Genomic DNA, 26,494 nt, shown 5'->3' with positions numbered 1-26,494 from the left:
CCCGTCGGCCTTTCATTTACTTACATGATGGGGCTACGCGTTAGAAGCGCAGGCCCGCGGTCATGCGGATGCCGTGGTAATCGAACTTCGTGTCCGTCCGGCGCATGTCGGTACCACTGGCATTGACGAGCAGGAAGGGGTTGGTCGCAGGCGCGGTGCCGCGACCGACCGAAACGCCGTTGTCGTCATTGTCGTTGAAGCGCGAATACATGTATTCGAGGCCGAACGTGATGTTGCTGGTCACCTTGACCTCGACACCGCCGCCGCCGCTCACGCCCCACAGCATGTCGTCGCCGAATTCGGTGAACGAGTTTGCACCGTTGGTGCTGGTGAATTCACGGTCGATCTTGGCGTAGGACGGACCGCCTGCGACATAGAAGAGCGCGCCGTTGGTGGCATAGCCCGCGCGACCGCGGACATTGGCCTGCCAATCAAGCTCGCGGTTGAATACGTAATTGGCTGGCGTGGTCGAGAATGCGGTCTGGCTGTCGCGGATTTCGGCGCGGCCGAATTCACCCATGATGCCGACGACGAAATTGCCCATCTGCTGGTCGTAACCGGCGCGAGCGAAATATTCGAAGCCGTCCTTGTCGCTGGTGCACCCGGCTGCGCGGGTCGCACCCTGCGACTGGCCATTGCAGAAGCCAGGCGAGAATGCGTTGGCACCGGTCACCGTGCGAACGGTATCGTTATACTCGCCGTCGAGATTGGTATCGAACTGCACGAACGAACCGGCGTCATTGCTCTGGACGCCATAGCCGAACGAACCGCCGACATAGACGCCCGTCCAGTCGTCGTTATAGTCGGAATCCTGAGCAGCTGCAGGAAGGGCCGCACCGAGGGCCAGGACGCCGATACCGGCGCCCATCAGGGAACGCATATTCATGGGGGGGTGTCTCCGTACTTGTTGTTACGCGATGGAAGATTCGAGAGCACAACGTCGGCGGATGCAGATTCGATCCCTTGACGCGTTTGATCGGGATCAATTGTGGCATTTCGGCCACGGTATTGCCGATTTGCGGCGCGCATCCGGCGCGATATAGCTGGTGGTAATGTCCGATCTTTTCGCTGCTTCCCCCGCTTCCTCCTCCGGTGACTACGACGCTTCGTCGATCGAGGTGCTCGAAGGGTTGGAGCCCGTTCGCCGCCGCCCCGGCATGTATATCGGCGGCACCGACGAGCGAGCGCTGCATCATCTCGCCGCCGAAGTGCTCGACAATGCGATGGACGAAGCCGTCGCGGGCCACGCCACCCGGATCGAGGTGACGCTGGAGCCCGGCAACCGCCTGACCATTACCGATAATGGCCGCGGCATCCCGGTCGATCCGCATCCCAAGTTCCCCGACAAATCGGCGCTGGAGGTAATCCTTTCCACGCTCCATTCGGGCGGCAAGTTCACGGGCAAGGCCTATGCGACCAGCGGCGGCCTGCACGGCGTCGGCGTCAGCGTCGTCAATGCATTGTCGAGCGACACGGTGGTCGAGGTCGCGCGCGACAAGAAATTGTACCGCCAGCTTTTCAGCCGGGGGCAGACGCTGGGTCCGCTCGAACATCTGGGCGGCACCCCCAACCGGCGGGGGACCAGCGTCGCGTTTACGCCCGACACCGAAATTTTCGGCCCCGAAATGCATTTCAAACCGGCGCGTCTCTACAAGCTCGCGCGGTCGAAGGCGTATCTGTTCGCGGGTGTCGAAATCCGCTGGAAATGTACGCCCGAGCTTATTTCGGACGATACCCCCGCAGAAGCGGTTTTTCAGTTCCCCGGCGGGCTTGCCGATCATCTGCGGGAGCAATTGGGCGGACGCGAATGTGCCAGCGCGGAATTCTTCGCCGGGCGTCAGGATTTTCCGGATTCACAGGGCCGCGTCGAATGGGCCGTCGCGTGGCCGTTATGGAGCGACGGCAGCTATAGCTGGTATTGCAACACCATCCCGACCCCCGACGGCGGTACCCACGAGGCGGGCTTGCGACAGGCGCTGGTCCGGGGTTTGCGCGCATTCGGCGAATTGACGGGGCAGAAAAAGGCGAAGGACCTGACCGCCGACGATGTGATGGTCGGCAGCGAATTGATGCTGTCGGTCTTTATCCGCGACCCACAATTCCAGAGCCAGACCAAGGATCGCCTGACCTCCCCCGAGGCCACCGGGCTGATCGAGCGCGCGGTGCGCGACCATTTCGACCATTTCCTGTCCGACCATATGGACCGGGGCAAGGCGCTGCTCGGCTATGTGCTTGAGCGCATGGACGAACGTCTACGCCGCAAGCAGGAACGCGAGGTCAAACGCAAGACCGCCACCAGCGCGCGCAAGCTGCGTCTGCCCGGCAAACTGACCGATTGTTCCGCCGATGCGACCGAGGGCACAGAACTCTTCATCGTCGAGGGCGACAGCGCGGGCGGATCGGCCAAACAGGCGCGCGACCGCAAGACCCAGGCGATCCTACCCATCCGTGGCAAGATCCTGAACGTCGCCTCGGCGACGATGGCCAAGATCGGCGCGAACCAGGAAATCGCCGACCTGACGCTGGCGATGGGTTGCGGGACGCGCAAGGATTGCGACCCAACCGCGCTGCGCTACGACCGCATCATCATCATGACCGACGCCGATGTCGACGGCGCGCACATCGCGACGTTGCTGATGACCTTCTTCTTCCAGGAAATGCCCGAACTGGTCCGCCGCGGGCATCTCTATCTCGCCCAGCCGCCGCTCTACCGTCTGACCGTCGCTGCCAAGTCGCTCTACGCCCGCGACGACGCCCACCGCGCCGAGATCGAGGCGGGGCCTTTCAAGGGCAAGAAGGTGGAGGTTTCGCGCTTCAAAGGCCTGGGCGAAATGAACCCCGGCCAGCTCCGCGAAACGACGATGGACCCCAAAACCCGCAACCTGATCCGCATCACCCTGCCCCAGGAATATGAGGAACGCGCTGGCGTGAAGGATCTGGTCGACCGCCTGATGGGCACCAACCCGGCCCACCGCTTCCAGTTCATCCAGGAAAATGCCGCGCGATTGGACGAGGACGTCATCGACGCGTGAGTGGGAGCCAATTATGATCCGAGGCATTGCGGTGGCGCTGGCATTGCTGGGCGCGTCGGCAGGGGCGGCGAATGCCCAGACACCACCGGTCGCGGCCGCGTCGTCGCCTGCGCTCCAGCAACGGCTAGACCAACTGCCCGCGATCCTTAACGGCGACGGCGATTACGACGCTTATTTCGCCGCCGGGTTTCGCGATCAGGTGCCTGAGACGAAGTTTCGTGAGTTGGGCAAGCAGCTTGCAACCGCAATGGGCAAGGCGACCGGCGTCGAACAGGTGACGCCGCTCGGCCCGAACGAGGCGATGATAGTCATTGGCTTCGAACGCGGGATTGCGCGCGGGCGGATCAGTGTTGATGCCAATGCGCCCCACAGCGTCGTCGGGCTGTTGTTCACCGGAACCGAGATGCGCGGCGACAGCGCTGCCAAGATCGAAGCCGATTTTCGGGCGCTTCCCGGCAATGCGGGGTACGGCGTGTACCGCCTGGGCGGCACGGTGCCGGTCGCGGTGACGCAGCTCAACGGCGACCGTGCCGCCCCACTGGGATCGGGCTTCAAGCTGTGGGTGCTGGCGGAGGCTGCGCGGCAAGTGAAGGCGGGCACGCGGCGCTGGTCCGACGTGGTCCCGATCGGCAAACGATCGCTGCCTGGCGGCGTGCTCCAGAGCTGGCCCGCCGGTGCGCCCGTGACACTGCATACGCTGGCGACGCAGATGATTTCGATCAGCGACAATACGGCTACCGACACGCTGATGACCGCGTTGGGCCGTGCGAATGTCGATGCGATGGTGCGTAAGAGCGGCGTGGCAAACCCGGACGCGTCGCTGCCGCTGTTGACGACGGAGGAGTTTTTCCGACTCAAGCATCCCTCGAACGCCGCACTCGTCGCCGATTGGGCGACGCTGACCCCTGAGGCGCGCGCCAAGCGGCTGGCCGATCCCAAGGTCAAGGCAACCCCGCTCGACGCCGCGCTGTTCGGCGACAAGCCGCTGGCGCTCCAGATCGAATGGTTTGCCTCGCCAGCCGACATGGCGCGCGTGCTCGATACGATCCGCACGACCGGCGACGAACAGGCCCTGGCGATCTTGGCCGTCAATCCGGGCGGCGACGCGTCGCGTTACGCCTATCAGGGGTTTAAGGGCGGGTCGGAGCCGGGCGTCATCTCGGCCAGCTATCTGGTGCGTACCAAAAGCGGCGAGTGGCGCGCGGTGACCGGCAACTGGCACCAGTCGGACGCGGTGGTCGATCAGGCGCGGTTCTTCGGGCTGATGAACCGGGTGCTGACCCAGGCGGCTAAGGAATGACCCGTCACCCGCGCGCCCACCCCGCGCGGCGCAGCGACGCGATCAGGATCGCATAACAGCCCGCCAGCAGCACGATGTCCTTGATCAGGAATTGGCCCGTGCTGCCCAGGAACGGCGCGCCATAGCCCGCTTCCCAGATCGTCGCGCCCAGCATGAAGCTGAGCGTGATCAGGAAGGTTGCACATCCCATCGCCGCCCCGACGACGCTGGCGCGCACCGACCACGCGCCCGCCGCCAGCATCAGCGCGGTGGCGAGTTCGACGATGCCGATCGCATTGCTCGCCCCCTGCACGCCCCATAGCGGATACATCCAGGCGAACAGCGGATAGTGTGTGGCGATCCCCGCTACGCCTTCCGCCTCGTAAGCGGCGAATTTGGCCGTGCCGAACATCACGAAAATCAAAACGAGCGCCCAGCGCAGCGCGGCAATCCCGCTCGCATTGGCAGGAACGGGGAGTTGGGAGAGGTGCATGAAAACCTGCGATGATCGTTGCCTTGGCACGTCCATTCGCAGGCCAGCACCGGGAGGTTACAGGCTCAACGCCGTCGTGCGGCCCATTCGTCCTTCAGCAGGCCGTAAATCACGCTGTCGCGCACGCCGATATGGGTTTCCCATTCGCCACGCAGCGTGCCTTCGAGTTGGAATCCCAGCCGTTCGAGCAACGCCCGCGAGCCCAGATTGTCGGGATCGGTGTCGGCGAACACGCGACGCTGGCCCTCCGCGTCGAACAGATGCTCGATGACCCGGCCGACCGCCTCCGCCGCAATGCCGCGTCCCCAATGCGAACGGGCGAGCATATAGCCGATCTCCGACACGTCCGCCCGACGTTCGCCGGTCGATACGAACCCGATCGCTTCATCGCTTTCGCCGCGCTCGACAATCGCCCACCCGCGCCACTGCATGGCATCGGCGCGTCCTTCCTGAGCCAGATAGGCGCGGGTTTCTTCCACATCCTTCTGCGCGGCGGACGACCACCAGGTCATCAGCGCCTCGTCGGCAAAGGTCGGGTGCAACGCATCGGCGTCGTCGGGCGACAGCAACCGCAGCACCAGCCGCGCGCTTTCAAGGCGCGGCGTGTCCCTCACTCGCCCAGCGCCTCTACCAGCGCCTGCACCTTTTTCTGGCGCCATTGCGGGAGCGGCGCGACCAGCCAATACCCCAGCCGCGACGCCGCAGGCTCGCCGATCACGACCACGCGGCCCGCCTCGATATCCGCGCGCGCCAGCAATTCGGGGACGCTCGCGCACCCCAGCCCCGCCGCCGCCGCATCGATCGCGAGGCCGGCATCAGCGACGCGCACCAGCGCCTGCCCCTCGGTCACGTCGCAGCCGGGCCAAGCGATCACCTGATCGAGGCCACCACCGGGTGCCGCGACCTTCACCATGCCGTCGGATTCGAGCGCTTCGCCTTCATGCTCGCCCGGCCCCTCGCCCCAGCGGATGGCGAGGTCGAGATTGGCTTCGGTGAAATCGACGCTGGCATCGTCGGCGGCGATCAACTGAAACCGCAATTCGCCGTCGCCCGCCGCGATTTTCGACAGGCGCGGCATCAGCCATTTGTTGGTCAGGTCGCGCGGTGCGGCGATGGTCAACGATTTGGACGATTGCCCCGCCTGCATCGCGCGCACGGCTTCCTCGAATTGCAGGAATGCGGTGCGGAGCGCGATCAGCCCGGCCTCGCCTTCGGGGGTTAGTTCCAGCCCCTTGGTGGTGCGGCGGAACAGGACGACGCCCAGCGTATCCTCCAGCGCGCGGACCTGCTGGCCTACGGCGGCGGGGGTCACCGCCAATTCGTCGGCAGCGCGCGTGAAGGACAGGTGGCGCGCGGCGGCATCGAGCACCCGCAGGCCGTTCAGGGGAAGGTGCGTGCGTTTCATTCTTTTGGTCCCACCCTACCAACCCCGTTCGTTTCGAGCGAAGTCGAGAAACGCTTGCGAGCGCCCAGCCCACGTTTCTCGACTTCGCTCGAAACGAACGGATTTGTTTGGTCGATTGTTCTCATTGCGCCACCGCCGGTGCGACCAACTGGAACTTGGGAATATCTACCGCGAACACCTCGCCATCCTCGGCCAGCATCTGATAGCTGCCCTGCATCGATCCCGCAGGCGTCGAGAGCGGGCATCCCGACACGTAATCGAAGCTGCCATCGGGCATGATCATCGGCTGTTCGCCGACGACGCCTTCGCCCTCGACCGTATGGCGCGATCCGCGTCCGTCGGTGATGACCCAATGGCGGGTCAGCAATTGCACCGCCTGATCCCCCTCATTCTCGATGCGGATGTGATAGGCCCAGAACCAGCGCCCCATCCCCGGTTCGGACTGTTCGGGCAGAAAGCTGACCGAGACGCGGACGGTGATGCCGCGCGTGGTCGCCACTTCGGAAAACAGCGATTTCACAGCCCCGCCGCCGTCAGCGCCTGGTCGAGGTCTTCGATCAGGTCGATGGGATCTTCCAGCCCGACGTTCAGCCGCAGCATTCCTTCGGTCACACCCATTTCCAGCCGCTTTTCCTCGGCGACGCTCGAATGGGTGGTGGATGCAGGATGAGTCATCAGCGAGCGAGAATCGCCGATATTGTTCGAAATGTCGATGAGCGCGAGGGCGTCGAGCAGCGCGTGCGCCTGTTGGCGGCCGCCATCCACCTCGAACGAGAAGATCGGGCCGGTCATGTCCATCTGCGCCATCGCCAGAGTGTGCTGCGGGTGGCTCGGCAAACCGGGATGGTTGATGCGCGGCACGCGCGCTTCGAGGAAGCGCCCGACTTCCAGCGCGTTTTCCGATTGCTTGCGGATACGCAGGTCCAGCGTCTCCAGCCCCTTGAGCACCACCCAGGCGTTGAACGCCGAAAGCGTCGGGCCGGTGTTGCGGGTGAAGGGCAGCAACGTGTTGGTGATGAAATCCTCGGTCCCGCACACCGCGCCCGCCAGCACGCGGCCTTGGCCGTCCATCATCTTAGTCGCTGAGTAGGCCACAACGTCCGCGCCGAATTCCATCGGTCGCTGAAGCGCGGGCGTCGCGAACGCATTATCGACGACGCTGACGATCCCGCGCTCGCGCGCGAGGCCGCACACCGCCTTCAGATCGACCACATCCATCGTCGGATTGGCGGGGGTTTCGAAGAACCACAGCTTGGTGTTCGCCTTCGACGCATCGGCGAACCGGTCGGCAACGCGCGCATCGACGATCGTCGTCTCGATCCCGAATTTGGGGAGCAGCGTGTCGGTCAGCCAGCGGCACGATCCGAACAGCGCGCGGCCCGCGACGACATGGTCGCCCGCCTGCAACTGGCACAGCAACGCCGCGGTCATTGCCGCCATGCCGGACGCGGTCGCGCGGCACGCCTCTGCCCCTTCGAGCAACGCGATCCGCTGTTCGAGCATTTCGACCGTCGGGTTCTGCAACCGCGAATAGGTCATGCCCGCTTGCTCGCCCGCAAAGCGCGCCGCCGCGTCGCCCGCGCAGTCGTACGCATAGCCAGAGGTGAGGAACAAAGCCTCGGACGTCTCGCCAAATTCCGACCGCGCAGTGCCCCCGCGCACGGCTTGCGTCGCGGGGCGCCATTTCGACGTGATCGAGCGGTCTTGACCAGTGAACCTCTTCATGCGCGCCGCTTTGCCGGGGAAGGCGGGGTGCGGTCAACAAAAGAGAGGGTTGGGGCTGGGAAAGACGGTGCCGACCCACACACCGATGTTCGCCCCGATCTTTCCCCCCTCCCCGTTTGTTTCGAGCGCAGTCGAGAAACGTGACGACAGCGTGTGTGGGCGTTTCTCGACTTCGCTCGAAACGAACGGGATATTGGGAATCGAACCAGACGTGCCCCACTGGCATCCCTCACCTCTCCCCGCTACGCTGACCCGCAATGCTCGAACGCCTCGGCCAGCGCCCTCTCCTCGTCGCCCTGTTGCTGGCGCTTGCGGCCCAGACGCTATTCAGCCTCCACCTCACCCGCCCCGGCGGGATCGTGTTCGACGAGACGCATTACGTCTCCGCCGCGCGAATCCTGTTGGACCTCGACCGCCCGACCAATGTCGAGCATCCACTGGTGGGCAAGGCGCTGATCGCCAGCGGCATCGCGCTGTTCGGGGACAATCCGCTGGGCTGGCGCGCGATGTCGACGCTGGCCGGGACTGCGACCGTCATGGGCGTGTTCGCGATCCTGATGCTGCTGTTCGCGCGAGTCCGGGTTGCGGCATTCGGCGCGGTGCTCGTCATGCTAAACCAGATGGTGTTCGTCCAAAGCCGGGTTGGGATGCTCGATACGTTTCTGGCGGCGTTCGTCGTCGGCGCGGTCGCGGCGTTGCTGTGGGCGATGCGCGCGCCACGAGCAAAAGTCGCGAGGCGCGTGGCGCTGGCGGGCGTGCTGCTGGGGCTGGCGGTGGGGACGAAATGGGCGGCGATTCCCTATTGCGCGCTGGCCGGGCTGGCGGTGATCGTCGTTCGGTGGCGGACGCCCGACGCATGGCCGGGGCTTGGCACCCTCCCCCTGCTGATCCTCCTCGCGGCGACCAGCATCGTCACCTATTTAGCGACCTTCGCCCCCGCTTTCTTCTACCGCACCGATCCACTCACCCTTGGCGGGTTGATCCCGCTTCAGTTCGAAATCTATCGGCTTCAGACCTTCGTCCTCGCGTCGCATACCTATCAGTCCGATTGGTGGAGCTGGCCGCTGATGCTGCGGCCGATCTGGTATTATTACGAACTGGATGCGGGCGTTCAGCGCGGGGTGCTGCTGGTGGGCAATCCGGCGATCCTGTGGGGCGGGCTGGCGGCACTGGGGCTGTGCGTCGCCGGGTGGCTCCGCCAACGCGACTGGCGGCTATTGGGGGTCGCGGCGTTGTGGGCCGGGTCGCTCGGTATCTATGCGGTCATCCCCAAGAGCCTGGGGTTCTTCTACTATTACCACCTGTCGAGCATCTTTCTGTGCGTCGCGATCGCCGCCGCCTATGCTCATTTCGGACGCGGGCGATGGGGCGATGCCGACCAGTGGTTTCTGATCCCCGCCGCCGGACTATTCGTCTATTTCTATCCCATCCTGTCGGGCGCACCGCTGACCAACGACCAGGCGTTTCTCAACTGGACCTGGTTTCCTAACTGGGTCTAGCGCCGCCCGTATCGGCCCCAGGTAAATCGCGACGACAGCGCGAAATTCCACACCGCCGCCACTAATATGCCAAGCAGTGCCGAGCCCGCCCAGCCGCCGCGCCACACCTCGAACGTAAAGCCCGCAACGCCTACATTGGCGACCGCGCCGACCGAACAAACCGCGCAAAAAGACAGCCATCCGCGCAGCATCGGCCCCGCGCCGCGCAACCGCCGGTCGCGATAGGTGAGCTGGTTGTTGAGCCAGAAATTGAACGTCATCGCAGCAAAGGTCGCCAACACGGTCGCGGGCACGAACATCACGCCCATGCCGCGAAACAACAGCGCCAGTACCGCCAGATGCACCACCGCTCCCGCCGCGCCGACACTCGCGAACATCGCAAAGCGCACCGGCACCAGCTTCCCGAACATCCGGTCGTACAGCGCAATCAGATATTCGAGCGCGATGACGGAATCGAGCTTGCTTTCCCCCGCCGCCCGGCTTCGGAACACATAGGGGAGTTCGGCAAAGCGTAGCCGCCGGTCGCTCGCGGTCAGGATGTCGAGCAACAGCTTGAACCCGATCCCCGACAGTCGAGGGACCAGCGCGCGTACGACATCGCTGCGGATCATGAAAAAGCCGCTCATCGGATCGCTCAGCTCCGCTTTCAGCACCCGCCTGGACAGCCGGGTCGCCAGCGCCGACTTCGCCACCCGGTCGCGGTCCCAGTCGCCGGTGCCACCGCCTTCTACAAAGCGCGATCCGATGACGAGATCGAGCACCGGGTCGCCCTTCAGCAGCGCGGCCATGCGCGGCAACAACGCTTCGTCATGCTGTAAATCGCCGTCAATCACCGCGACCAGCGGCGCGGCGGTCGCGCACATCCCCTCGATACACGCGGACGACAGCCCGCGCCGTCCGATCCGCTGGATCACCCGCACACGGCCATCGGTCAGCGCCAGCGCACGCGCCGCGCCCGCCGTGCCATCGGGGCTGTCGTCATCGACGAAGATCACTTCCCAACCGTCCGGCCCCAGCACCGCGTCCAGCCGTTCGGCCAGCGCCGCGACGTTCGCCGCTTCGTTGAACACGGGCACCACCACCCCCAGCCGGAGCGGTGCGACACTCACAGCCGGGCAAGCACCGCGTCGGTCATCGCCTGGGTCGATAGCGTCCCGCCCAGATCCGCCGTCCGTGCGCCGCTCGCGATCGCGGCGGCCACCGCGCCCTCGATTCCGGAGGCCGCCGCTTCCTCGCCTAGCGAATGGCGCAACAGCATCGCCGCCGACAGGATCGCCGCGCAAGGATTGGCCTTGCCCTGCCCGGCAATGTCGGGGGCGGAGCCGTGAATCGGCTCGTACATGCCGAACGGCCCGTCTCCCATCGCAGCGGACGGCAGCATCCCGATCGAGCCCGCGCACATGCTCGCCTGATCGGAAAGGATATCGCCGAACAGATTGCCGGTGACGATCACGTCGAACTGGCCGGGCGCGCGCACCAATTGCATCGCGGCATTGTCGACATAGAGATGGTCGAGCGTCACGTCGGGATAGTCCGCTGCCACCGCGATTACCGTTTCACGCCACAGGCGGGAGGTTTCCAGCACATTGGCCTTGTCCACCGAGGTCAGCTTGCCACGCCGTTTGCGTGCGGTCTCGAACGCGACGCGGGCGATACGGGTGACTTCGCCGACGTCATAAATCATCAGGTCGGAAGCGCACGGCAGGCCGTCCCGCTCGCCGCGCGACTTTTCGCCGAAATAGATGTCGCCAGTAAGTTCGCGGACGATGACCATGTCGATTTCCGCTGCGATCTCACGTTTGAGTGCGGAGGCGTCCTCCAGACCGGCGAACAGCTTTGCGGGGCGCAAATTGGCGAACAGCCCCAATTCCTTGCGAAGCCCCAGGATCGCCGCTTCGGGCCGCAAGCGCCGGTCCTCCAAAGCGTCATAACGCGGATCGCCGACCGCGCCGAACAACACCGCGTCCGATGCCCGGGCAAGGTCGAGCGTGCTGGCGGGCAGCGGATCGCCCAGCTCGCGATAAGCGGTGCCGCCGACCGGTGCCTCCACGAACGTCAGGCCCAGGTCGAGCACCTCCAGCACCGCACGCGCGGCGGCGGCAACCTCGGGTCCGATCCCGTCCCCTGGCAGAATGGCGATTTGAGGCAGCTTACTTCTCCTTCGAATACCCCCACCCGTTTGTTTCGAGCGAAGTCGAGAAACGCTCGCATACGCCAGTCAGGGTTTCTCGACTTCGCTCGAAACGAACGGTGGCGTCAGTGTTGCTCTAATGCACCAGCCCCCGCGATCAACCGCTTCTCCCCTCACCCCCGTCAAGCTGCCCTTTTCAACCGCTCGACCAACCGTTCGCGCGCGGCGAGTGCCTCCGCCATCCGACCGATCAACAAATCGCGCGCGAGAAAATGCCCGGTCAGCGCCACCCCGTCGAGAATATCGCCCCATTCCGCGACTCCGCCCGCGACCAGAAATCCAGGCAAGCGCAGCAATTTCGCCGCATAGCCATGCGCCGCCCCGGCACTCACCGCACCCCCGCTCTTGGGACTGACGAAACGCAAATCATCACGCGCGCCCGTCACCACGCATTCGTCCAGCGCCAGCCCAAACCCCAGTTCGGCGAGCAGCAGCAGTTCGTAGCGCACCAGCGCCACCGCCCAGCCCCGCGCCGCAGGTGCCGCCTCGATCGCGCCGAGCAGCCCGTCCAACCCGGCATGGATGCGCGGATAGCCCTGCCCCTCCGGCAAGGTCGCCGCCGTCAGCGCGGTTGCCCAGTCGAGCGCCGCGGCAGCAAGCGGTTCGGAATAGAGCGGCGCACGGCTGGCGATCAGCTCGACCGTCAGCCCGGCCAGTTGCGCGTCCGTCGGCGCCCGCCACTCCCCGCGCACGACATTGGCAGGTTGCAGGATCGGGCGAAGCTTGCGCGAATGCCCGCCGCGGACATAGCCGGGCTGCACGCCATCGTCAGGCGTCAACGCCCGCACCACCGCCCCATGCTCGCCATGCGCGCGGACGGACAGGATGATGGCGGGCGCGATCAGGTGCATGGGTGCCACGCGGTTCCGAACATTTCGTTCAGTTCTTTTTCTTCTTCCCGTCGATCAGCACCGCCTGCTGCCATTTGCTCGGTGCCTTGTCAGTGCGATGAAGACAGCCCGCCCAGCAACAAGGCCGCTTCTTTCCCTCAAGCAATTCGTCGCCGCTTCGCGCGATGCGACGTTTGCGAGTCGTGGCCTGCTTCGCATCCTCGACCCAACAGATGAATTCGTTGCGGCCAAGCGGCGTCAATGCCTCCCACAGCGCGACTAGCGCCGGGTCCGATCGCAGCGCCGCCTTCAAATCATCGGGTATCTTGTGGACGGTGCCATCGGCAAAAGCGTGCGCCACAACCAGTCCTCCGTCGGCCGCCGTCCGCTACATGCGGAGGCTTGCCGTTCTACCGCGACGTAGCGCAATGTCTATCAAGGTCGATCAGGCCCCCCGCCGCACGCGCTTCGCAATATCCTCCAGCCCCAACCGCGCGACCGTGCGTTTTGCCAGCGCGACGCTGCCGTCGAACCCCGCCAGCCCCGCCGCCGCCGCGCGATTACCCAGCGTCGGGGCGAGCAGCAGCAGGTCGCACGCCGCCACGCCACCGGTGGAGAGTGCGCGTTTGTGCTGGCCCTCGCCTTCGGTGAAGTCGAAGCGGGTCAGGCCGTCCTCGCCGAACAGGTCACGCATCGCCTCGACGTGCAGCACCGTGCCGGGGGACAGGTCGGCGAATTGCGGGTCATGGCCGACATACTCGTAGATGACCGTCCCCGCATCGATCGGGCAGTAGAGATAGGCGGCGGGCTGGTCGGCCACATACAGCAGCCACGCCCGCGCCGTGCCGCCTGCGCCACGTTCCGCCATTTCGCGGAGGAACGACGCATCGACGGGCAAGCCGCAATCGAGCAATTTCTCCTGATACGTCTTGGCAGACACGCCGCGCGCAATCGCATGGAAGGCGGCAAGTTCGTCGGCGTTGCGATAGCGTTCGATCCGCAACTGCCCGCCGCTGGCGCTCGCCAATTTCTTGGCCTTGCGCTTCATCTGGCTGCGGGTGTTGGACGATGTTTGCGCCCAATAGGCGTCGAACCCGCCCGACAGATCGGCAAAATAGCGGGTGTAAAGCTGACGCACGCGCGGGATCATGCCGCCCGCTGCCCACGCAAGCGCGCCTGCCCGCTCCGCTGGGAGCGAGGTCACGACGTAGCCATCCGCCCCTGCCGGTAGCGGCGGCAACACGGGTAGCCGCCCGTCGAACGCCTGATCGAGCGTCAGCGGGACGCGCACCAGTGACTTGTCGAGCGTGAACAAGGTCCGCGCGCCGATGCGGAAATTCAGGCCGTCGGACATCGTCAAGCTCATGCCGCGCGCTCCTCGACCCAATTGGACCAAAGCTGTTCGGCCTGCCGCCAGCGCGTCCGCATCTGGCTGGGGCTGAGCGGCTGGTCGTTCTGATCGAGCCGCAACGCGGGACGCTCGGCGAAATGCGTGGTGGGCATCGTGTCGCGGCGTTCGGCGAGCATCGCGCACAGCCGCTCGAATCGCGAGCGGTGGAGGCGGTTGGCGCGTGTCCCCGCACGGTTGGCGAGTTCGAAGCCGTGGCCGACGATGGTGACGGCGGCATGGGCTTTGGCTGCGGCATGGTCGAGCGCGGCGCGCATCTCGCCTGCCGACAGCGCGCATATCTGGAAATGGCGTAAGTGGCCGGGGGTGTCCTCGATCAGCGTCACCGGCACCTCGATCAGCCCGCGATGCAGCGTGGGCGCGATCTGGCGGACGGGCAGCGCAATCGCGCTGGGCCAGGGATGTTCGGAGCCGTTGTGACTGCTGTCATAGGCGAAGCCGAGTTCGGCCAGCGCGTCGATCGTCGCATCGTTCGCCGAATAGCTGCCGCTGCGAAACGCGACCGGTTCGGGTGCACCGCATGCCGTCAGCAGATCGCGTGCGCGGGCGATCAGGTCGCGTTGCGCTGTGGGGGGCAGGTCGATCAGCTCAAAACTGCCGTGTTTCGCCCGGTCGTTCGCACTTGCGCCTGCCCAATTGGGGTGGAGGTGGAGCTGGACCTCCTGCCCCGCCGCAAGGATCGCTTCGACGACGCGCGCGATTACGTCGGGACCAAACACCATCGCGGGCATTGGATCGACGAAGAAGGTCGCTTTCAGTTTATGGCGATCGAGTTCCGCCAATTGCCAGCCGATGCCGACGCCTGCGGGCTCCAGCGAACGTGCAGCGATCTCCGTGACGGGCAGCCCGGCGGCGTGGTGTCGCCACATCAGTTCGGTGTCGATGGTGATGAATACGGGCGTCGACATGGTGCCCGGTTAGCGCCAACCCGTGAAGATTCGGCAAATTCGCTCGACTGCGCCCTCCCACCTCCCGTTCGTTTCGAGCGAAGTCGAGAAACGTGGGCTGAACGCTTGTGACACGTTTCTCGACTTCGCTCGAAACGAACGGCATTTTGGGGGAGTGCAACTCAGGAAAAGGGCGGCTCGCGCTAAGCTAATCCCTCAATCGCACGCGCCTTGGGGCTATCCGGGAACAATGCCGTCATCGCCCGCGCCGGAGCGCCTGCCCCACCCACCCCGTCACCCCCGGACTTTTTCCGGGCTCCACCGGCCGGCGTCGCGCTACTCCCTCCACTCCGTTTGTGCTGAGTAGAGACCGAGTAGCTCGGGTCACCGAGCGTATCGAGGGCTCGTATCGAAGCACGGTCACGCGTCCCACATCCTTCGATATGCGCTCTCGATACGCCCCTTCGGAGCTACTCGATCGCTACTCAGGACAAACGGGTAGAGGTGCGTGGTGAGATGTGTTTAGGATAAGAGCGACAACGAAAAGGGCGGCCCCGTTGTGGGAGCCGCCCTTTTTATTTTCCGGCGTTACCAGTCCCTCACGCCGCCAGCTTGCGCAGCACGTAATGCAAGATTCCGCCGTTCAGGAAATATTCCAGCTCGTTGACGGTATCGATCCGGCACTTGGTCTGGAACGTCTCGCTTTCGCCATTCGCGCGGGTCAGCGTGACCGTTACGTCCTGACGCGGCCGGATTTCCGCCACGCCCTTAATCGTGAACGTCTCGCTGCCGTCGAGCTTCAGCGTCTGGCGCGTCACGCCGTCTGCGAATTGAAGCGGCAACACGCCCATGCCGACCAGGTTCGAGCGGTGGATGCGCTCGAAGCTTTCGGTGATGACCGCACGAACGCCGAGCAGGTTGGTGCCCTTCGCTGCCCAGTCGCGTGACGAACCGGTGCCATATTCCTTGCCTGCGACGACGACGAGCGGCGTGCCGTCGGCCTTGTGGCGCATCGCCGCATCATAGATCGGCATGGTTTCGCCGTTGTACGACGACATGCCGCCTTCGACGCCGGGGACCATTTCGTTCTTGATACGGATATTGGCAAAGGTGCCGCGCATCATCACGTCGTGGTTGCCGCGACGCGCGCCGTACGAGTTGAAGTCGGCGCGCGCGACCTGATGCTCTTGCAGGTACGACCCCGCAGGCGAATCCGCCTTGATCGAACCGGCGGGCGAGATGTGATCGGTGGTGATCGAATCGCCCAGGATCGCGAGCGGTTTGGCGTCGATGATGTCGGTTACCGGCGCGGGCGTCATCGTCATCCCGTCGAAATAGGGCGGGTTGGCGACATAGGTCGAGGCGGCGGGCCAGCGATAGGTGTCCGACCCTTCGACCTCGATCTTCTGCCAATGTTCGTCGCCCAGATAGACGTTGCCGTAGCGCGCGCGGAACATGCCGTCATCGATGTTGGCGGCCACGGTCGCGGCGACTTCTTCGTTGGTCGGCCAGATGTCTCGCAAGAACACGTCCTGTCCGTCCGTGCCCTGACCGATCGGAGTCGAGGTGATGTCCTCGGTCACCGTGCCCTTCAACGCATAGGCGACGACCAGCGGCGGCGAGGCGAGGAAGTTGGCGCGAACGTCCGCCGACACGCGGCCTTCGAAGTTGCGGTTGCCCGACAGCACCGATGCGGCGACGATGTCGTTGCCGTTGATCGCCTTCGAAATCGGCTCGGCCAGCGGGCCGGAGTTACCGATACAGGTGGTGCAGCCATAGCCGACCAGGTTGAAGCCGATCGCGTCGAGATCGGCGGTGAGGCCCGCCTTGGTCAGGTAATCGGTGACGACCTGGCTACCGGGCGCGAGCGAGGTCTTGACCCACGGCTTGGGCTTCAAGCCCAGCGCGTGCGCCTTGCGCGCGACGAGGCCTGCGGCGACCAGCACCGAGGGGTTCGACGTGTTGGTGCAAGACGTGATCGCCGCGATCACCACGTCGCCGTCGCCGATGTCGTGGTCCTTGCCCTCGACGCTCACGCGGTGGCCGTTTTCCTTGCCGTAGATCTTGAACAAGTCGCTGTTGAACACCTCATCGACCTTGCCCAGCGTCACGCGGTCCTGCGGGCGCTTGGGTCCGGCGAGGCTGGCAACGACCGAACCCATGTCGAGTTCGAGCGTGTCGGTGAAGATCGGATCGGGCGCATCCGCCTCACGCCACATGCCCTGCGCCTTGCAATAGGCTTCGACCAGTTCGACCGTCGCGGCGTCGCGGCCGGTCAGGCGCATATAAGTCAGCGTCTTGTCGTCGATCGGGAAGAAGCCACAGGTCGCGCCATATTCGGGCGCCATGTTGGCGATGGTCGCGCGATCGGCGAGGCTCATCGAATCGAGGCCGGGGCCGTAAAATTCGACGAAGCGCCCGACCACACCCTTTGCACGCAGCATCTGGGTGACGGTCAGCACCAGATCGGTGGCAGTGATGCCTTCCTTGAGCGCGCCCGTCAGTTTGAAGCCGACGACTTCGGGGATCAGCATCGATACCGGCTGCCCCAGCATCGCGGCTTCCGCCTCGATCCCGCCGACGCCCCAGCCGAGCACGCCCAGGCCGTTGATCATCGTTGTGTGGCTGTCGGTGCCGACCAGCGTATCGGGATAGGCGACCGTCGTGCCGTCGGGCGCGACCGAATTCCACACCGCGTCGCCGATATATTCCAGATTCACCTGGTGACAGATGCCGGTGCCCGGCGGCACCACCTTGAAATTGTCGAGCGCCTTCGAACCCCATTTCAGGAACTCGTAACGCTCGCCGTTGCGCTCATATTCCAGCTCGACATTATTCTCGAACGCCTTGGGCGTGCCGAACTCGTCGACCATGACCGAGTGATCGATGACGAGGTGGACGGGCACCTGCGGATTGATCTTGGCCGCGTCGCCGCCCAATTTGGTGATCGCGTCGCGCATTGCCGCCAGATCGACCACACAGGGCACGCCGGTGAAATCCTGCATCAGCACGCGCGCGGGGCGATACTGGATTTCACGATCCGAGCGCGCGTCCTTTTGCCAGTCGACCAAAGCCTGCGCGTCTTCGGGGGTGACCGTCACCCCGTCCTCGAAGCGGAGCATGTTTTCGAGCAGCACCTTCATCGAGAAGGGCAGGCGCGAAATGTCGCCCAGCTTTGCCGCCGCCTTGGGCAGCGAGTAGAAGCTGTACTGCTTGCCGCCGACATCGAGCGTGTCGCGGGTGCCGAGCGTATCCTGGCCGATGGCTGTCATTGGAATCAGTCCTTCCCTGTTTCGTCGTGGCGCTCACGGGGAGGCGGCGGGGAGCCGCGCGAGCACGCCAAAGACGCGAATGCGTTGGTTTGCGGGGGCCATAGCAAGCGTGTCGGGTTCGGGGAAGGGGTGAGCCGCCGACTTTGGACCTCCCTGCCCCGCCTATTTGGCGAACAGATTGCCCATATCGGCAAACGCCTTGAACTCCAGCGCGTTGCCTGCGGGATCGAGGAAGAACATCGTCGATTGCTCGCCCGGCTGGCCTGCAAAGCGGGTGTGCGGCTCGATCACGAAGGCGACGGCGTGCGCGATCAACCGATCGGCCAGCGCCTGCCATTGTTCGGGCGTCAAGACGACGCCGAAATGCGGCACCGGGACGGCATGGCCATCGACAGGATTATGCGCCGCCGGGCGCGGATGACCGTAGACCCGGTGCGCCACGATCTGATGCCCGTACAGATCGAAATCGATCCAGTCCGTCGAACTGCGCCCCTCCGGACAGCCCATCACCTCGCCGTAGAACCGTCGCGCGGCATCGAGATCATCGACCGGGAAGGCGATGTGAAAGGGCGTCAGCGCGCTCATTGCCGGGTCCGCGGCGGGGCCAGCGTGATCGTCCGTGCCACGCCGTCGCGGCGGGGATCGGCGGCCCCGTCGAACCGCCCGTTGCGGATGAGGACGCCGTGCAGCCCCGAATCCTCCCCTGCCCCCGGTCGGACGGTCACGCCGCGTGCGGCCATCGCCGACAGAAGCTTGGGCGTGAAACGACGCGTCTCGCCATTGATGCTGTCGCCGCGCGCGATCAGGTTGGGCAGCGCGATCGCCTCGGCCATCGGCAGATTCCATTCGAGTGCGCCGATCAGCGCCTTCGACACATAGCCCAGGATCGCGTTCCCGCCCGGCGATCCGATCGCACCGACCAGATGGCGGTCGCGGTCCAGAATGACCGTCGGCACCATAGACGAGCGCGGGCGCTTGCCGGGTGCGATAGCATTGGGGCCGCTTGGCACGAACGAAAAGTCCGTCATCTGGTTGTTCAGGAAGAACCCATCGACCATGCGACCCGATCCGAACAGGCTTTCGACCGTCGTCGTCATCGACACCGCATTGCCCTCGCCATCGACGACCACGAAATGCGAGGTTCCGGCGACCTCGTTGGTGGCGTCGATCGACGCGGTGCGCGCGCCGGGTGGCGTCCCCGGCTTGGGCGCAGGCCCGGCGCGTTCGCCGATCAGGGTGGCGCGCGATGCGACATAGGCCGGATCGAGCATCCCTTTGACCGGAACATCGGGGGTGTCGCCGACATAGGCGTCGCGATCGGCGTACATCAACCGGCTCGCCTCGGCATATTTGACCCAGGCAAGCGGATCGCTCGGCCCACGCGTGCCGATATCGGTGCGCTCGACCATCGCCATCAACTGGAGCAACCCCACCCCGCTCGACGGCGGCGGCGGCGCGCACAGGATATAAACGCGGTACGGATTGCAGAGCCCCTCACGCACGACGGGGCGATAGGCCGCGAGATCACGCTCCGTCATGGTCGACGCCAGATCGCCCTGGCGCACGCGCGCGACGATCCTTTTCGCGGTCTCGCCGCCATACATCACCTCAGGCCCACCTGCGGCAAGCCGGCGGACGAAGGCGGCATAAGCCGGGTTGCGCAGACGATCGCCCGCGCGAATCTTTTCGCCCGCCTCGTTGCGAAAATAAGCGACGACATCGGGTGCGCTAGCCTGGGGCGCGCTGCCATGGACGAACCGCTCGAGCCGTGCGGTCACGACGAAACCCCGATCCGCGGTTTGCGCTGCATCGCCGAACAGATTGCGCCACGCCAGCTTTCCGTGGCGTTGATGGGCAAGGCCCAGCATCCGCACGACCCCCGGCACGCCGGTCGCGCTGCCCGAGAGCACCGCGGTGCGAAACCCGATCGGCTTGCCGTCGGCCCCAATGAAGACGTCGGGCCGTACACCCGCAGGCGCGGTTTCGCGGCCATCGTAAACGGTTACGGCACGCGTCTTCGCGTCGTAGCGGACCATGAACGCGCCGCCGCCCAGCCCCGAACTTTGCGGCTCGACCAGGCTCAACATCGCCTGGATCGCGACCGCCGCATCGACCGCGCTGCCGCCGGCGCGCAGCACGTTCAACCCCGCCTCGACCGCCAGCGGATGCGCCGCGGCGACGAACGCTTGGCCATCTACCGGCCCAGCAGCTGAAGTGGCGGGACCGGCCGCTTGGGGCGCGACAGCGGGCGCACATGCGGACACGCCGAGCGCCACGAGAGTCAGCGCGATCGTACCGCGCACCCGTAGCGCAGCCGCTGGCAAATGGATCATATCGAAACGCGCCCCTCTATTCGCTGTGCCGCTACGCTAGCGGAATTGGCGATGGCGATGAAACCCCCGTTGCGGTGGCAGTGGAACAACCGCCGGGCATGGCGGTCGGCGCCGCGAACCCGCCATTCACCGATAATCGCTCTTATATATGATATATATGCTTTCTAATGACGCGGCGCTTGGTTATTCATCGCCCTACGCAGGCCTAGCGGCTTGGCACGATCCGAACATGGGGCGCGGGGAGGATGATGGACGAGATGGCTGATCAGCGTGAAGGGGTGCGCCTGCGATCGCGCGCATGGTTCGACGCGCCGGAAAACCCGGACATGACCGCACTCTATATCGAGCGCTATCTGAATTACGGGCTTAGCCTGGAAGAACTCCAGTCGAACCGCCCGATCATCGGCATTGCTCAGACCGGAAGCGACCTGGTGCCGTGCAACCGCCATCATTTGGTGCTTGCCCAACGGGTAAAGGACGGAATCCGCGAAGCGGGCGGAATTCCCATCGAATTTCCCACCCATCCGATCCAGGAAACCGGCAAACGCCCGACCGCCGGACTCGATCGTAATCTGGCGTATCTGTCGCTGGTCGAGATCCTCTACGGCTATCCGCTCGACGGGGTGGTGCTGACGATCGGCTGCGACAAGACCACGCCGGCCTGCCTGATGGCGGCGGCAACGGTGAATATTCCGGCGATCGCGCTGTCGGTCGGGCCAATGATGAACGGCTGGCACCGGGGCAAGCGAACGGGATCGGGCACGATCGTATGGCGCGCGCGCGAAATGCTCGCGGCGGGCGAAATCGACTATAAGGGCTTCATCGAACTGGTCGCGTCGTCCGCGCCCTCGACCGGCTTTTGCAACACGATGGGCACCGCGACGACGATGAACTCGCTGACCGAGGCGTTGGGCATGTCGCTGCCCAGATCGGCGGCGATCCCCGCGCCGCATCGCGATCGCCAGCAATGCGCCTGGGAGACGGGGCGGCAGATCGTCGAGATGGTGCGCGCCGACCGCAAGCCATCGGACATCCTCACCCGCCCCGCCTTCCTCAACGCGATCCGCGTCAATTCGGCGCTGGGCGGATCGACCAATGCCCCCATCCACCTGAACGCGATCGCGCGGCATATCGGGGTGGAGCTGACGCTGGACGATTGGGAACGCCATGGGGCCGACGTGCCGTTGCTGGTCAATCTGCAACCCGCGGGCGAGTATCTGGGCGAGGATTTCTACCGCGCGGGCGGCGTGCCTGCGGTGATGGGCGAACTGTTCCGTGCCGGGATGATCGACGGCGATGCGTTGACCGCCAATGGCCGAAGCGCCGCCGACAATATCGGCGCGGCGGAAATCGCCGATGCCGACGTGATCCGACCGCTTTCCACCCCGCTCAAATCGGCGGCAGGATTGACGGTGCTGTCGGGCAATCTGTTCGACAGCGCGGTGATGAAATTGAGCGTGATTTCGGACGCGTTCCGTGCCCGCTATTTGAGCGATCCGGAAGACCCGGAAGCGTTCGAGGCCAAGGTCGTCGTGTTCGACGGGCCGGAGGATTATCATGCGCGGATCGACGATCCGTCGCTCGGAATCGACGACCGCACCGTGCTGGTGATGCGCGGCGCGGGGCCGGTCGGCTATCCGGGCGGTGCGGAGGTCGTCAACATGCGCCCGCCGGTCGCACTGATCCAGGCCGGGGTCCATGCGCTGCCCTGTCTCGGCGACGGGCGGCAATCGGGGACCAGCGGCAGCCCATCAATTCTGAACGCGTCGCCCGAGGCGGCGGTCGGCGGCGGGCTGGCGTTGCTGCGAAGCGGCGACCGCATCCGCATCGACCTGCGCAAGCGACGCGTCGATGCGATGCTGTCGGACGAAGAACTGGCGCAGCGGCGAGAAGCGGCATCGCCGGGCGGTGTCGCGCCGGAAGCCCAAACCCCGTGGCAGGAAATCCACCGCGATCTGGTCGGCCAGTTCGACGATGGTGCGGTGATCGAAAGCGCGGTGAAATATCAGCGGATCGCCCAGACCCGTGGCCTTCCCCGCGACAGTCATTGACCAGGATGTTGGCCCTCTGACGGTTCAGGACTTGGCCTCGTCCGCCGTTTCGATCAGTTGCAGCACTTCGCCGATCAGGTGACGCATTGCGGTGCGGGCACTGTCGCCATCGCGCGCAAGGATGGCATCGCACACCGCGGCATGGTCGGCGACGCTGGCGGTGCGTCCCTTGATCCGGTTGGTGAAGCGAATCGACGTGCGAAGCGCGGTTTCCACCACGTCGCGAAACTGGGTGTAGAACGGGTTTTTCGACGCGCGCAGGATCGCGACGTGAAACGCGATATCGGCCTCCAGCGGATCGTCCTCGCCGCGTTCGGCCACCACCATCCGCTCCAATCCGGCGGTGATCGAGGCGAAATCTTTATCGTCGCCGTGCTGCGCGGCAAGTGCCGCCGCCTCGGGCTCGATCGCGACGCGCAGTTCGTTGAAATGGCGCAGCAGGTCGATCGAGAATTGGCGTTCCAGCAGCCAGCGCAGCACGTCCGCGTCGAACAGGTTCCAAGAGCCCGGCGGCTGGATCGTCGTTCCCTGGCGGGGACGCGCGCTGAGCAGGCCCTTGGCGGTCAGCATTTTCACTGCTTCCCGCGTGACCGACCGGCTGACGCCGTGCTGCTTGGCGAGTTCGGCTTCGGTCGGAAACGTCCGATCGGTGTACGATCCCGTGACGATCGCGCGGCCCAGACTGTCGAGCATCCCATAGGTCAGGTTGCGGCCGAGCTGGGGCATATCCTGTCGTGATCCGTCGCGCGATACACCCGTCATGCCGTTCCGATCGCTCCTTGCCGCTGTCGCCCGCTCCGTGGCGCGCGATCTGATTAGCGTTCGATATCGTCCAATACTAGACAAGTCGAATAAATCATATAAATCGAGGAATAACGGCCTTTATGCCGTGAGGATCGGCAACTGCCCGCCAACGGGGTAAAAGCCGCCCATCATAAGGGGAGAGGTTCATGGGCCTGGCACAAATCGACGTCATCGTGATCGTGATCTACGCGATCTTCATTTTCGGTTTGGCGCAATATGTCAGCCGGGAAAAGGGCGGCAAGGCCAAGGATTCCTCCGACTATTTCCTCGCGTCCAAAAACCTTCCCTGGTGGGCGATTGGGGCATCGCTGATCGCGGCGAACATTTCGGCCGAACAGATCGTCGGCATGTCGGGCTCGGGATACCGACTGGGGCTAGCGATCGCGTCGTACGAGTGGATGGCGGCGATCACGCTGCTGATCGTCGGCAAATATTTCCTGCCGATCTTCCTCAAAAACGGCATCTACACGATGCCCCAGTTTCTCGAGCAGCGCTACGGGCCGAACATCCGCACGATCATGGCGGTATTCTGGCTAGGGCTTTATATCTTCGTAAACCTGACTTCGATCCTGTGGCTGGGATCGATCGCGGTCAATCAGGTCGCGGGCGTCGATCAGATGGTTGCGCTGTTCGCACTGGGCGGCTTTGCCTTGCTCTATCAGCTTTATGGCGGGCTGAAGGCGGTGGCGATGACCGACATCGTGCAGGTCACGTTGCTGGTCACCGGCGGCCTCATCATCTCCGGCCTGACGCTCAACGAAGTCAGCGGCGGCCAGGGCATCTGGGCGGGGTTCACCACCCTGCTCGACCAGACGCCCGAAAAGTTCAACATGATCCTGGAGCCCGGCGACATCGGCTATAACGAACTGCCCGGTATCGCGGTGCTGATCGGGGGCATGTGGATCGCCAACCTCAGCTATTGGGGGTTCAACCAATATATCATCCAGCGCGCGCTGGCGGCCAAGAACCTGAAGGAAGCGCAAAAGGGCATCGTGTTCGCGGCGTTCCTGAAGTTGCTGATGCCGCTGGTCGTGGTGGTCCCCGGCCTGGCCGCGGTGATCCTGGCGCCAAGTCTCGACCCTGCCGATCAAGCCTATCCGACAATGATGCGCTATCTGCCGAGCGGCCTGCTCGGGCTGGTGTTCGCAGCACTGATGGCGGCGGTGGTCGCATCGACCGCATCCAAGATCAACTCGGTCGCGACGATCTTCACGCTTGATCTCTATGCCAAATACAAGGGCATAGAGAGCAAGGCCGAAGACGAACACGGCACAGAAGCGGAAGAAGCCACCCGCATGACCACCGAGCGCCATCTGGTGCTGGTCGGTCGGATCACCGCCGCAGTGGCGACCGTGATGGCGTTGTTCGCGGCGCGGCCGTTGCTCGGCAGCCTCGACCAGGCGTTCCAGTTCATCCAGGAGTTCTCAGGGTTCATCACGCCGGGCATCACCGTGATCTTCCTGCTCGGGCTGTTCTGGAAGCGCGCAAGCGAAGCCGGTGCGATCGCCGCCGCCATCGCCTCGATCGCGTTCAGCTTCATCTTCTGGTTCCCCGCCGACATGGGCGGCAGCGCAGCGCTCAACGCCATTCCCTTCATCAACCGGATGATGTGGGTGTTCTTCATCGCGCTGGGCCTCGCCATCCTGTTCTCGCTGTGGAAGCCGGGGGCGGCAGGCAGCGACCGGATCGACACCGGCAGCGTCAGCTATGCCACCAGCGGGTCGTTCAACGCCGCCGCTATCGCCGTCGTCGGTATCCTCGTCGCGCTCTACGCAAGCATGTGGTGAGCAAAGCGCCGTTCATCGCGGTCGACTGGGGCACGACCAACCGGCGCGCCTACCGGATCGAGCAAGGCGCGGTTGCCGCGACGTTTCGCGACGACCGCGGGGTGAAGGCGATGGCGGGCCTCGGCTATGGTGCCGAAGTTGCCGCGATCCGCGGGCGGCTGGGCGATCTACCCATGCTGATGGCGGGCATGGTCGGATCGACGATCGGCTGGCGGGAGGCACCCTATGCGCGCCTTCCGGCGGGACTGCCCGCACTGGCGTCGTCCTTGCTGGCAATCGATGATCGTACCGCCATCGTGCCGGGCATGTCGCTGAACGACGGCACCCGATCCGACGTGATGCGTGGCGAGGAGGTTCAATTGCTGGGGGCGGTCGCCGCCGGACTCGCGCCTGCCGACGCGCTGCTTTGCCAGCCGGGCACGCATTGCAAATGGGTGCGGATGACGGGGGGCGAAGTCACGCACTTCGCGACCGCCATGACCGGGGAGATCTTCGCGCTTCTGAAAGACCACAGCATTCTCGCCGCGCAACTCACGGGCGACGTCCTGCCCTGCCCCGCCTTCGTCGAGGGCGTCCGACGCGGTGCGCAAAGCGATCTCGCGACCGCCTTGTTCGGCATCCGCGCGGCCAGCGTGCTCGGAACGCTCAAGCCCGACGACGCCCCCAGCCGGGCCAGCGGCATCCTGATCGGTGCCGATGTCGCGGCGCAGGTTGAAGCGGGCGATGCCGTCCACATCCTTGCCGATCCGACCCTGGGCGCGCTCTATGCCAGCGCGATCGAGACGCTGGGCGGCACCGCCACCTTGGTCGACAGCCACGCCGCCTTTGTCGCGGGCATCGTCGCCATTCAGGAGCTTCGTTCATGACCGATCATCGCGCCTCGTTCGACGCCGCCTTCGCCCGCTGCCCGCTGGTCGCGATCCTGCGCGGGGTGAAGCCAGACGAGGTGGTCGCGATCGGCGAAGCATTGGTCGATGCGGGCTTCGCGCTGATCGAAGTGCCGCTCAACTCGCCCGATCCGCTGGAAAGCATTTCGCGCTTGGCAAACATTCTGAGGGGACGCGCGGTGATCGGCGCGGGCACCGTGCTCGATACCGCATCGGTCGCCGCCGTCGAACAGGCGGGCGGCACGCTGATCATCGCCCCCAACGCCGATGTCGCGGTGATTGCCGAAGCCGCCCGCCGCGGTCTTGTCGCGATCCCCGGCATCGCCACCCCGACCGAAGCGTTCGCCGCGCTCAAGGCCGGTGCCGCCGCGCTCAAGCTGTTCCCGGCGGAGGCCTTTGCGCCCTCCGTCATCAAGGCAATGCGCGCGGTCCTTCCCGCCGATGTCCGCATTCTCCCCGTCGGCGGCATCGCGCCGGACACTATGGCCCCCTGGAGCGCGGGCGGTGCCGCCGGGTTCGGGCTCGGCTCTGCCCTCTACAAACCCGGCATGACCGCCGATCGGGTGAGTGCGAACGCGCGCGCCTTCATCGCCGCCTTCAGAAAGGACTGA

General features: G+C 65.1%; 23 protein-coding genes. 7 read left to right on the top strand and 16 right to left on the bottom strand.

Annotated elements, in window-relative coordinates; genetic code table 11:
* Window positions 1-40 precede the first annotated feature (40 nt).
* Window positions 41-886, bottom strand: a complete 846-nt coding sequence (locus ENHY17A_RS05700) for an outer membrane protein (RefSeq protein WP_328799129.1) — start codon at window positions 884-886, stop codon at window positions 41-43.
* 166 nt (window positions 887-1,052) lie between these two features.
* Between ENHY17A_RS05700 and parE the strand changes: the two genes are divergently transcribed.
* Together parE and ENHY17A_RS05690 are read left to right on the top strand one after the other, a co-directional pair.
* Window positions 1,053-3,032, top strand: a complete 1,980-nt coding sequence (gene parE, locus ENHY17A_RS05695) for a DNA topoisomerase IV subunit B (RefSeq protein ID WP_159710876.1) — start codon at window positions 1,053-1,055, stop codon at window positions 3,030-3,032.
* Between the two features lie 13 nt (window positions 3,033-3,045).
* A complete protein-coding gene (locus ENHY17A_RS05690) occupies window positions 3,046-4,332 on the top strand; it encodes a serine hydrolase (RefSeq protein ID WP_159710874.1) in 1,287 nt (428 codons plus the stop codon).
* 4 nt (window positions 4,333-4,336) lie between these two features.
* On the opposite strand, the gene ENHY17A_RS05685 is transcribed toward ENHY17A_RS05690, so the two are convergent.
* The 5 genes from ENHY17A_RS05685 to ENHY17A_RS05665 form a co-directional block, all read right to left on the bottom strand.
* The gene (locus ENHY17A_RS05685) at window positions 4,337-4,804 is read right to left on the bottom strand and encodes a YkgB family protein (RefSeq protein WP_159710872.1); all 468 of its coding nucleotides are present in this window, start codon (window positions 4,802-4,804) and stop codon (window positions 4,337-4,339) included.
* 65 nt (window positions 4,805-4,869) lie between these two features.
* Window positions 4,870-5,418 (bottom strand): GNAT family N-acetyltransferase, encoded by a 549-nt coding sequence (locus ENHY17A_RS05680; RefSeq protein ID WP_159710870.1) that lies wholly within the window; start codon window positions 5,416-5,418, stop codon window positions 4,870-4,872.
* The gene (locus ENHY17A_RS05675) at window positions 5,415-6,209 is read right to left on the bottom strand and encodes a LysR family transcriptional regulator (protein ID WP_159710868.1); all 795 of its coding nucleotides are present in this window, start codon (window positions 6,207-6,209) and stop codon (window positions 5,415-5,417) included. The genes ENHY17A_RS05680 and ENHY17A_RS05675 overlap by 4 nt, the downstream gene beginning before the upstream one ends.
* A gap of 121 nt (window positions 6,210-6,330) precedes the next feature.
* Window positions 6,331-6,729, bottom strand: a complete 399-nt coding sequence (gene apaG, locus ENHY17A_RS05670; protein ID WP_159710866.1) for a Co2+/Mg2+ efflux protein ApaG — start codon at window positions 6,727-6,729, stop codon at window positions 6,331-6,333.
* Window positions 6,726-7,934 carry a trans-sulfuration enzyme family protein gene (locus ENHY17A_RS05665; protein ID WP_159710864.1) on the bottom strand — a complete coding sequence of 403 codons (1,209 nt, stop codon included), beginning with the start codon at window positions 7,932-7,934 and terminating at the stop codon, window positions 6,726-6,728. Before ENHY17A_RS05665 ends, apaG begins: the two co-directional genes overlap by 4 nt.
* A gap of 257 nt (window positions 7,935-8,191) precedes the next feature.
* On the opposite strand from ENHY17A_RS05665, the gene ENHY17A_RS05660 reads away from it, so the two are divergent.
* Window positions 8,192-9,433, top strand: coding sequence for a phospholipid carrier-dependent glycosyltransferase (locus ENHY17A_RS05660; protein ID WP_159710862.1), 1,242 nt, complete (start codon window positions 8,192-8,194; stop codon window positions 9,431-9,433).
* Here ENHY17A_RS05660 and ENHY17A_RS05655 read toward each other — a convergent pair.
* The 9 genes from ENHY17A_RS05655 to ENHY17A_RS05615 form a co-directional block, all read right to left on the bottom strand.
* Window positions 9,430-10,542, bottom strand: a complete 1,113-nt coding sequence (locus ENHY17A_RS05655; RefSeq protein WP_159710860.1) for a glycosyltransferase family 2 protein — start codon at window positions 10,540-10,542, stop codon at window positions 9,430-9,432. The genes ENHY17A_RS05660 and ENHY17A_RS05655 overlap by 4 nt on opposite strands.
* On the bottom strand, window positions 10,539-11,582 hold the full coding sequence (leuB, locus tag ENHY17A_RS05650; RefSeq protein WP_159714194.1) for a 3-isopropylmalate dehydrogenase: 1,044 nt from the start codon (window positions 11,580-11,582) through the stop codon (window positions 10,539-10,541). Before leuB ends, ENHY17A_RS05655 begins: the two co-directional genes overlap by 4 nt.
* Window positions 11,583-11,746: 164 nt before the next feature.
* Entirely contained in the window at window positions 11,747-12,475 is a 729-nt protein-coding gene (gene recO / locus ENHY17A_RS05645; RefSeq protein WP_159714191.1) for a DNA repair protein RecO, read from the bottom strand.
* Window positions 12,476-12,503: 28 nt separating this feature from the next.
* A complete protein-coding gene (locus ENHY17A_RS05640; RefSeq protein WP_159710858.1) occupies window positions 12,504-12,815 on the bottom strand; it encodes a YdeI/OmpD-associated family protein in 312 nt (103 codons plus the stop codon).
* An 84-nt stretch (window positions 12,816-12,899) separates the two neighbouring features.
* Window positions 12,900-13,820, bottom strand: a complete 921-nt coding sequence (locus tag ENHY17A_RS05635; protein WP_159710856.1) for a GNAT family N-acetyltransferase — start codon at window positions 13,818-13,820, stop codon at window positions 12,900-12,902.
* The gene (locus ENHY17A_RS05630; RefSeq protein ID WP_159710854.1) at window positions 13,817-14,770 is read right to left on the bottom strand and encodes a polysaccharide deacetylase family protein; all 954 of its coding nucleotides are present in this window, start codon (window positions 14,768-14,770) and stop codon (window positions 13,817-13,819) included. Before ENHY17A_RS05630 ends, ENHY17A_RS05635 begins: the two co-directional genes overlap by 4 nt.
* Before the next feature lie 578 nt (window positions 14,771-15,348).
* Window positions 15,349-18,021 carry an aconitate hydratase AcnA gene (acnA, locus tag ENHY17A_RS05625; RefSeq protein ID WP_159710852.1) on the bottom strand — a complete coding sequence of 891 codons (2,673 nt, stop codon included), beginning with the start codon at window positions 18,019-18,021 and terminating at the stop codon, window positions 15,349-15,351.
* 162 nt (window positions 18,022-18,183) lie between these two features.
* Entirely contained in the window at window positions 18,184-18,606 is a 423-nt protein-coding gene (locus ENHY17A_RS05620; protein ID WP_159710850.1) for a VOC family protein, read from the bottom strand.
* Entirely contained in the window at window positions 18,603-20,354 is a 1,752-nt protein-coding gene (locus tag ENHY17A_RS05615) for a gamma-glutamyltransferase family protein (RefSeq protein ID WP_159710848.1), read from the bottom strand. The genes ENHY17A_RS05620 and ENHY17A_RS05615 overlap by 4 nt, the downstream gene beginning before the upstream one ends.
* A 257-nt stretch (window positions 20,355-20,611) precedes the next feature.
* On the opposite strand from ENHY17A_RS05615, the gene ENHY17A_RS05610 reads away from it, so the two are divergent.
* Window positions 20,612-22,405 carry an IlvD/Edd family dehydratase gene (locus ENHY17A_RS05610; protein ID WP_159710846.1) on the top strand — a complete coding sequence of 598 codons (1,794 nt, stop codon included), beginning with the start codon at window positions 20,612-20,614 and terminating at the stop codon, window positions 22,403-22,405.
* 24 nt (window positions 22,406-22,429) lie between these two features.
* On the opposite strand, the gene ENHY17A_RS05605 is transcribed toward ENHY17A_RS05610, so the two are convergent.
* Window positions 22,430-23,167 (bottom strand): FadR/GntR family transcriptional regulator, encoded by a 738-nt coding sequence (locus ENHY17A_RS05605; protein WP_201296344.1) that lies wholly within the window; start codon window positions 23,165-23,167, stop codon window positions 22,430-22,432.
* A 188-nt stretch (window positions 23,168-23,355) separates the two neighbouring features.
* Between ENHY17A_RS05605 and ENHY17A_RS05600 the strand changes: the two genes are divergently transcribed.
* Genes ENHY17A_RS05600 through ENHY17A_RS05590 form a run of 3 tightly spaced genes read left to right on the top strand, consistent with a single transcriptional unit; the run spans window position 23,356 to window position 26,494 of the window.
* Window positions 23,356-24,996 carry a sodium/sugar symporter gene (locus ENHY17A_RS05600; protein WP_159710844.1) on the top strand — a complete coding sequence of 547 codons (1,641 nt, stop codon included), beginning with the start codon at window positions 23,356-23,358 and terminating at the stop codon, window positions 24,994-24,996.
* Entirely contained in the window at window positions 24,993-25,862 is an 870-nt protein-coding gene (locus ENHY17A_RS05595; protein ID WP_159710842.1) for a 2-dehydro-3-deoxygalactonokinase, read from the top strand. The genes ENHY17A_RS05600 and ENHY17A_RS05595 overlap by 4 nt, the downstream gene beginning before the upstream one ends.
* The gene (locus tag ENHY17A_RS05590) at window positions 25,859-26,494 is read left to right on the top strand and encodes a 2-dehydro-3-deoxy-6-phosphogalactonate aldolase (protein ID WP_159710840.1); all 636 of its coding nucleotides are present in this window, start codon (window positions 25,859-25,861) and stop codon (window positions 26,492-26,494) included. The genes ENHY17A_RS05595 and ENHY17A_RS05590 overlap by 4 nt, the downstream gene beginning before the upstream one ends.

Origin of the sequence: Sphingomonas sp. AX6 (assembly GCF_902506605.1) — a bacterium.
Lineage (GTDB): Bacteria > Pseudomonadota > Alphaproteobacteria > Sphingomonadales > Sphingomonadaceae > Sphingomonas.
The sequence above is the reverse complement of the archived record's forward strand: the minus strand, read 5'-3'. Positions and strand labels throughout refer to the sequence as shown.

What these genes read in the sequence shown, in the direction of transcription:
- ENHY17A_RS05700 (WP_328799129.1), bottom strand. Translation starts at nt 886, where the DNA reads ATGAATATGCGTTCCCTGATGGGCGCCGGTATCGGCGTCCTGGCCCTC.
- ENHY17A_RS05605 (WP_201296344.1), bottom strand. Translation starts at nt 23,167, where the DNA reads ATGACGGGTGTATCGCGCGACGGATCACGACAGGATATGCCCCAGCTC.
- ENHY17A_RS05615 (WP_159710848.1), bottom strand. Translation starts at nt 20,354, where the DNA reads ATGATCCATTTGCCAGCGGCTGCGCTACGGGTGCGCGGTACGATCGCG.
- ENHY17A_RS05665 (WP_159710864.1), bottom strand. Translation starts at nt 7,934, where the DNA reads ATGAAGAGGTTCACTGGTCAAGACCGCTCGATCACGTCGAAATGGCGC.
- parE (WP_159710876.1), top strand. Translation starts at nt 1,053, where the DNA reads ATGTCCGATCTTTTCGCTGCTTCCCCCGCTTCCTCCTCCGGTGACTAC.
- ENHY17A_RS05635 (WP_159710856.1), bottom strand. Translation starts at nt 13,820, where the DNA reads ATGAGCTTGACGATGTCCGACGGCCTGAATTTCCGCATCGGCGCGCGG.
- acnA (WP_159710852.1), bottom strand. Translation starts at nt 18,021, where the DNA reads ATGACAGCCATCGGCCAGGATACGCTCGGCACCCGCGACACGCTCGAT.
- ENHY17A_RS05610 (WP_159710846.1), top strand. Translation starts at nt 20,612, where the DNA reads ATGGCTGATCAGCGTGAAGGGGTGCGCCTGCGATCGCGCGCATGGTTC.
- ENHY17A_RS05690 (WP_159710874.1), top strand. Translation starts at nt 3,046, where the DNA reads ATGATCCGAGGCATTGCGGTGGCGCTGGCATTGCTGGGCGCGTCGGCA.
- ENHY17A_RS05685 (WP_159710872.1), bottom strand. Translation starts at nt 4,804, where the DNA reads ATGCACCTCTCCCAACTCCCCGTTCCTGCCAATGCGAGCGGGATTGCC.
- ENHY17A_RS05630 (WP_159710854.1), bottom strand. Translation starts at nt 14,770, where the DNA reads ATGTCGACGCCCGTATTCATCACCATCGACACCGAACTGATGTGGCGA.
- ENHY17A_RS05600 (WP_159710844.1), top strand. Translation starts at nt 23,356, where the DNA reads ATGGGCCTGGCACAAATCGACGTCATCGTGATCGTGATCTACGCGATC.
- ENHY17A_RS05590 (WP_159710840.1), top strand. Translation starts at nt 25,859, where the DNA reads ATGACCGATCATCGCGCCTCGTTCGACGCCGCCTTCGCCCGCTGCCCG.
- ENHY17A_RS05620 (WP_159710850.1), bottom strand. Translation starts at nt 18,606, where the DNA reads ATGAGCGCGCTGACGCCCTTTCACATCGCCTTCCCGGTCGATGATCTC.
- ENHY17A_RS05660 (WP_159710862.1), top strand. Translation starts at nt 8,192, where the DNA reads ATGCTCGAACGCCTCGGCCAGCGCCCTCTCCTCGTCGCCCTGTTGCTG.
- recO (WP_159714191.1), bottom strand. Translation starts at nt 12,475, where the DNA reads ATGCACCTGATCGCGCCCGCCATCATCCTGTCCGTCCGCGCGCATGGC.
- ENHY17A_RS05675 (WP_159710868.1), bottom strand. Translation starts at nt 6,209, where the DNA reads ATGAAACGCACGCACCTTCCCCTGAACGGCCTGCGGGTGCTCGATGCC.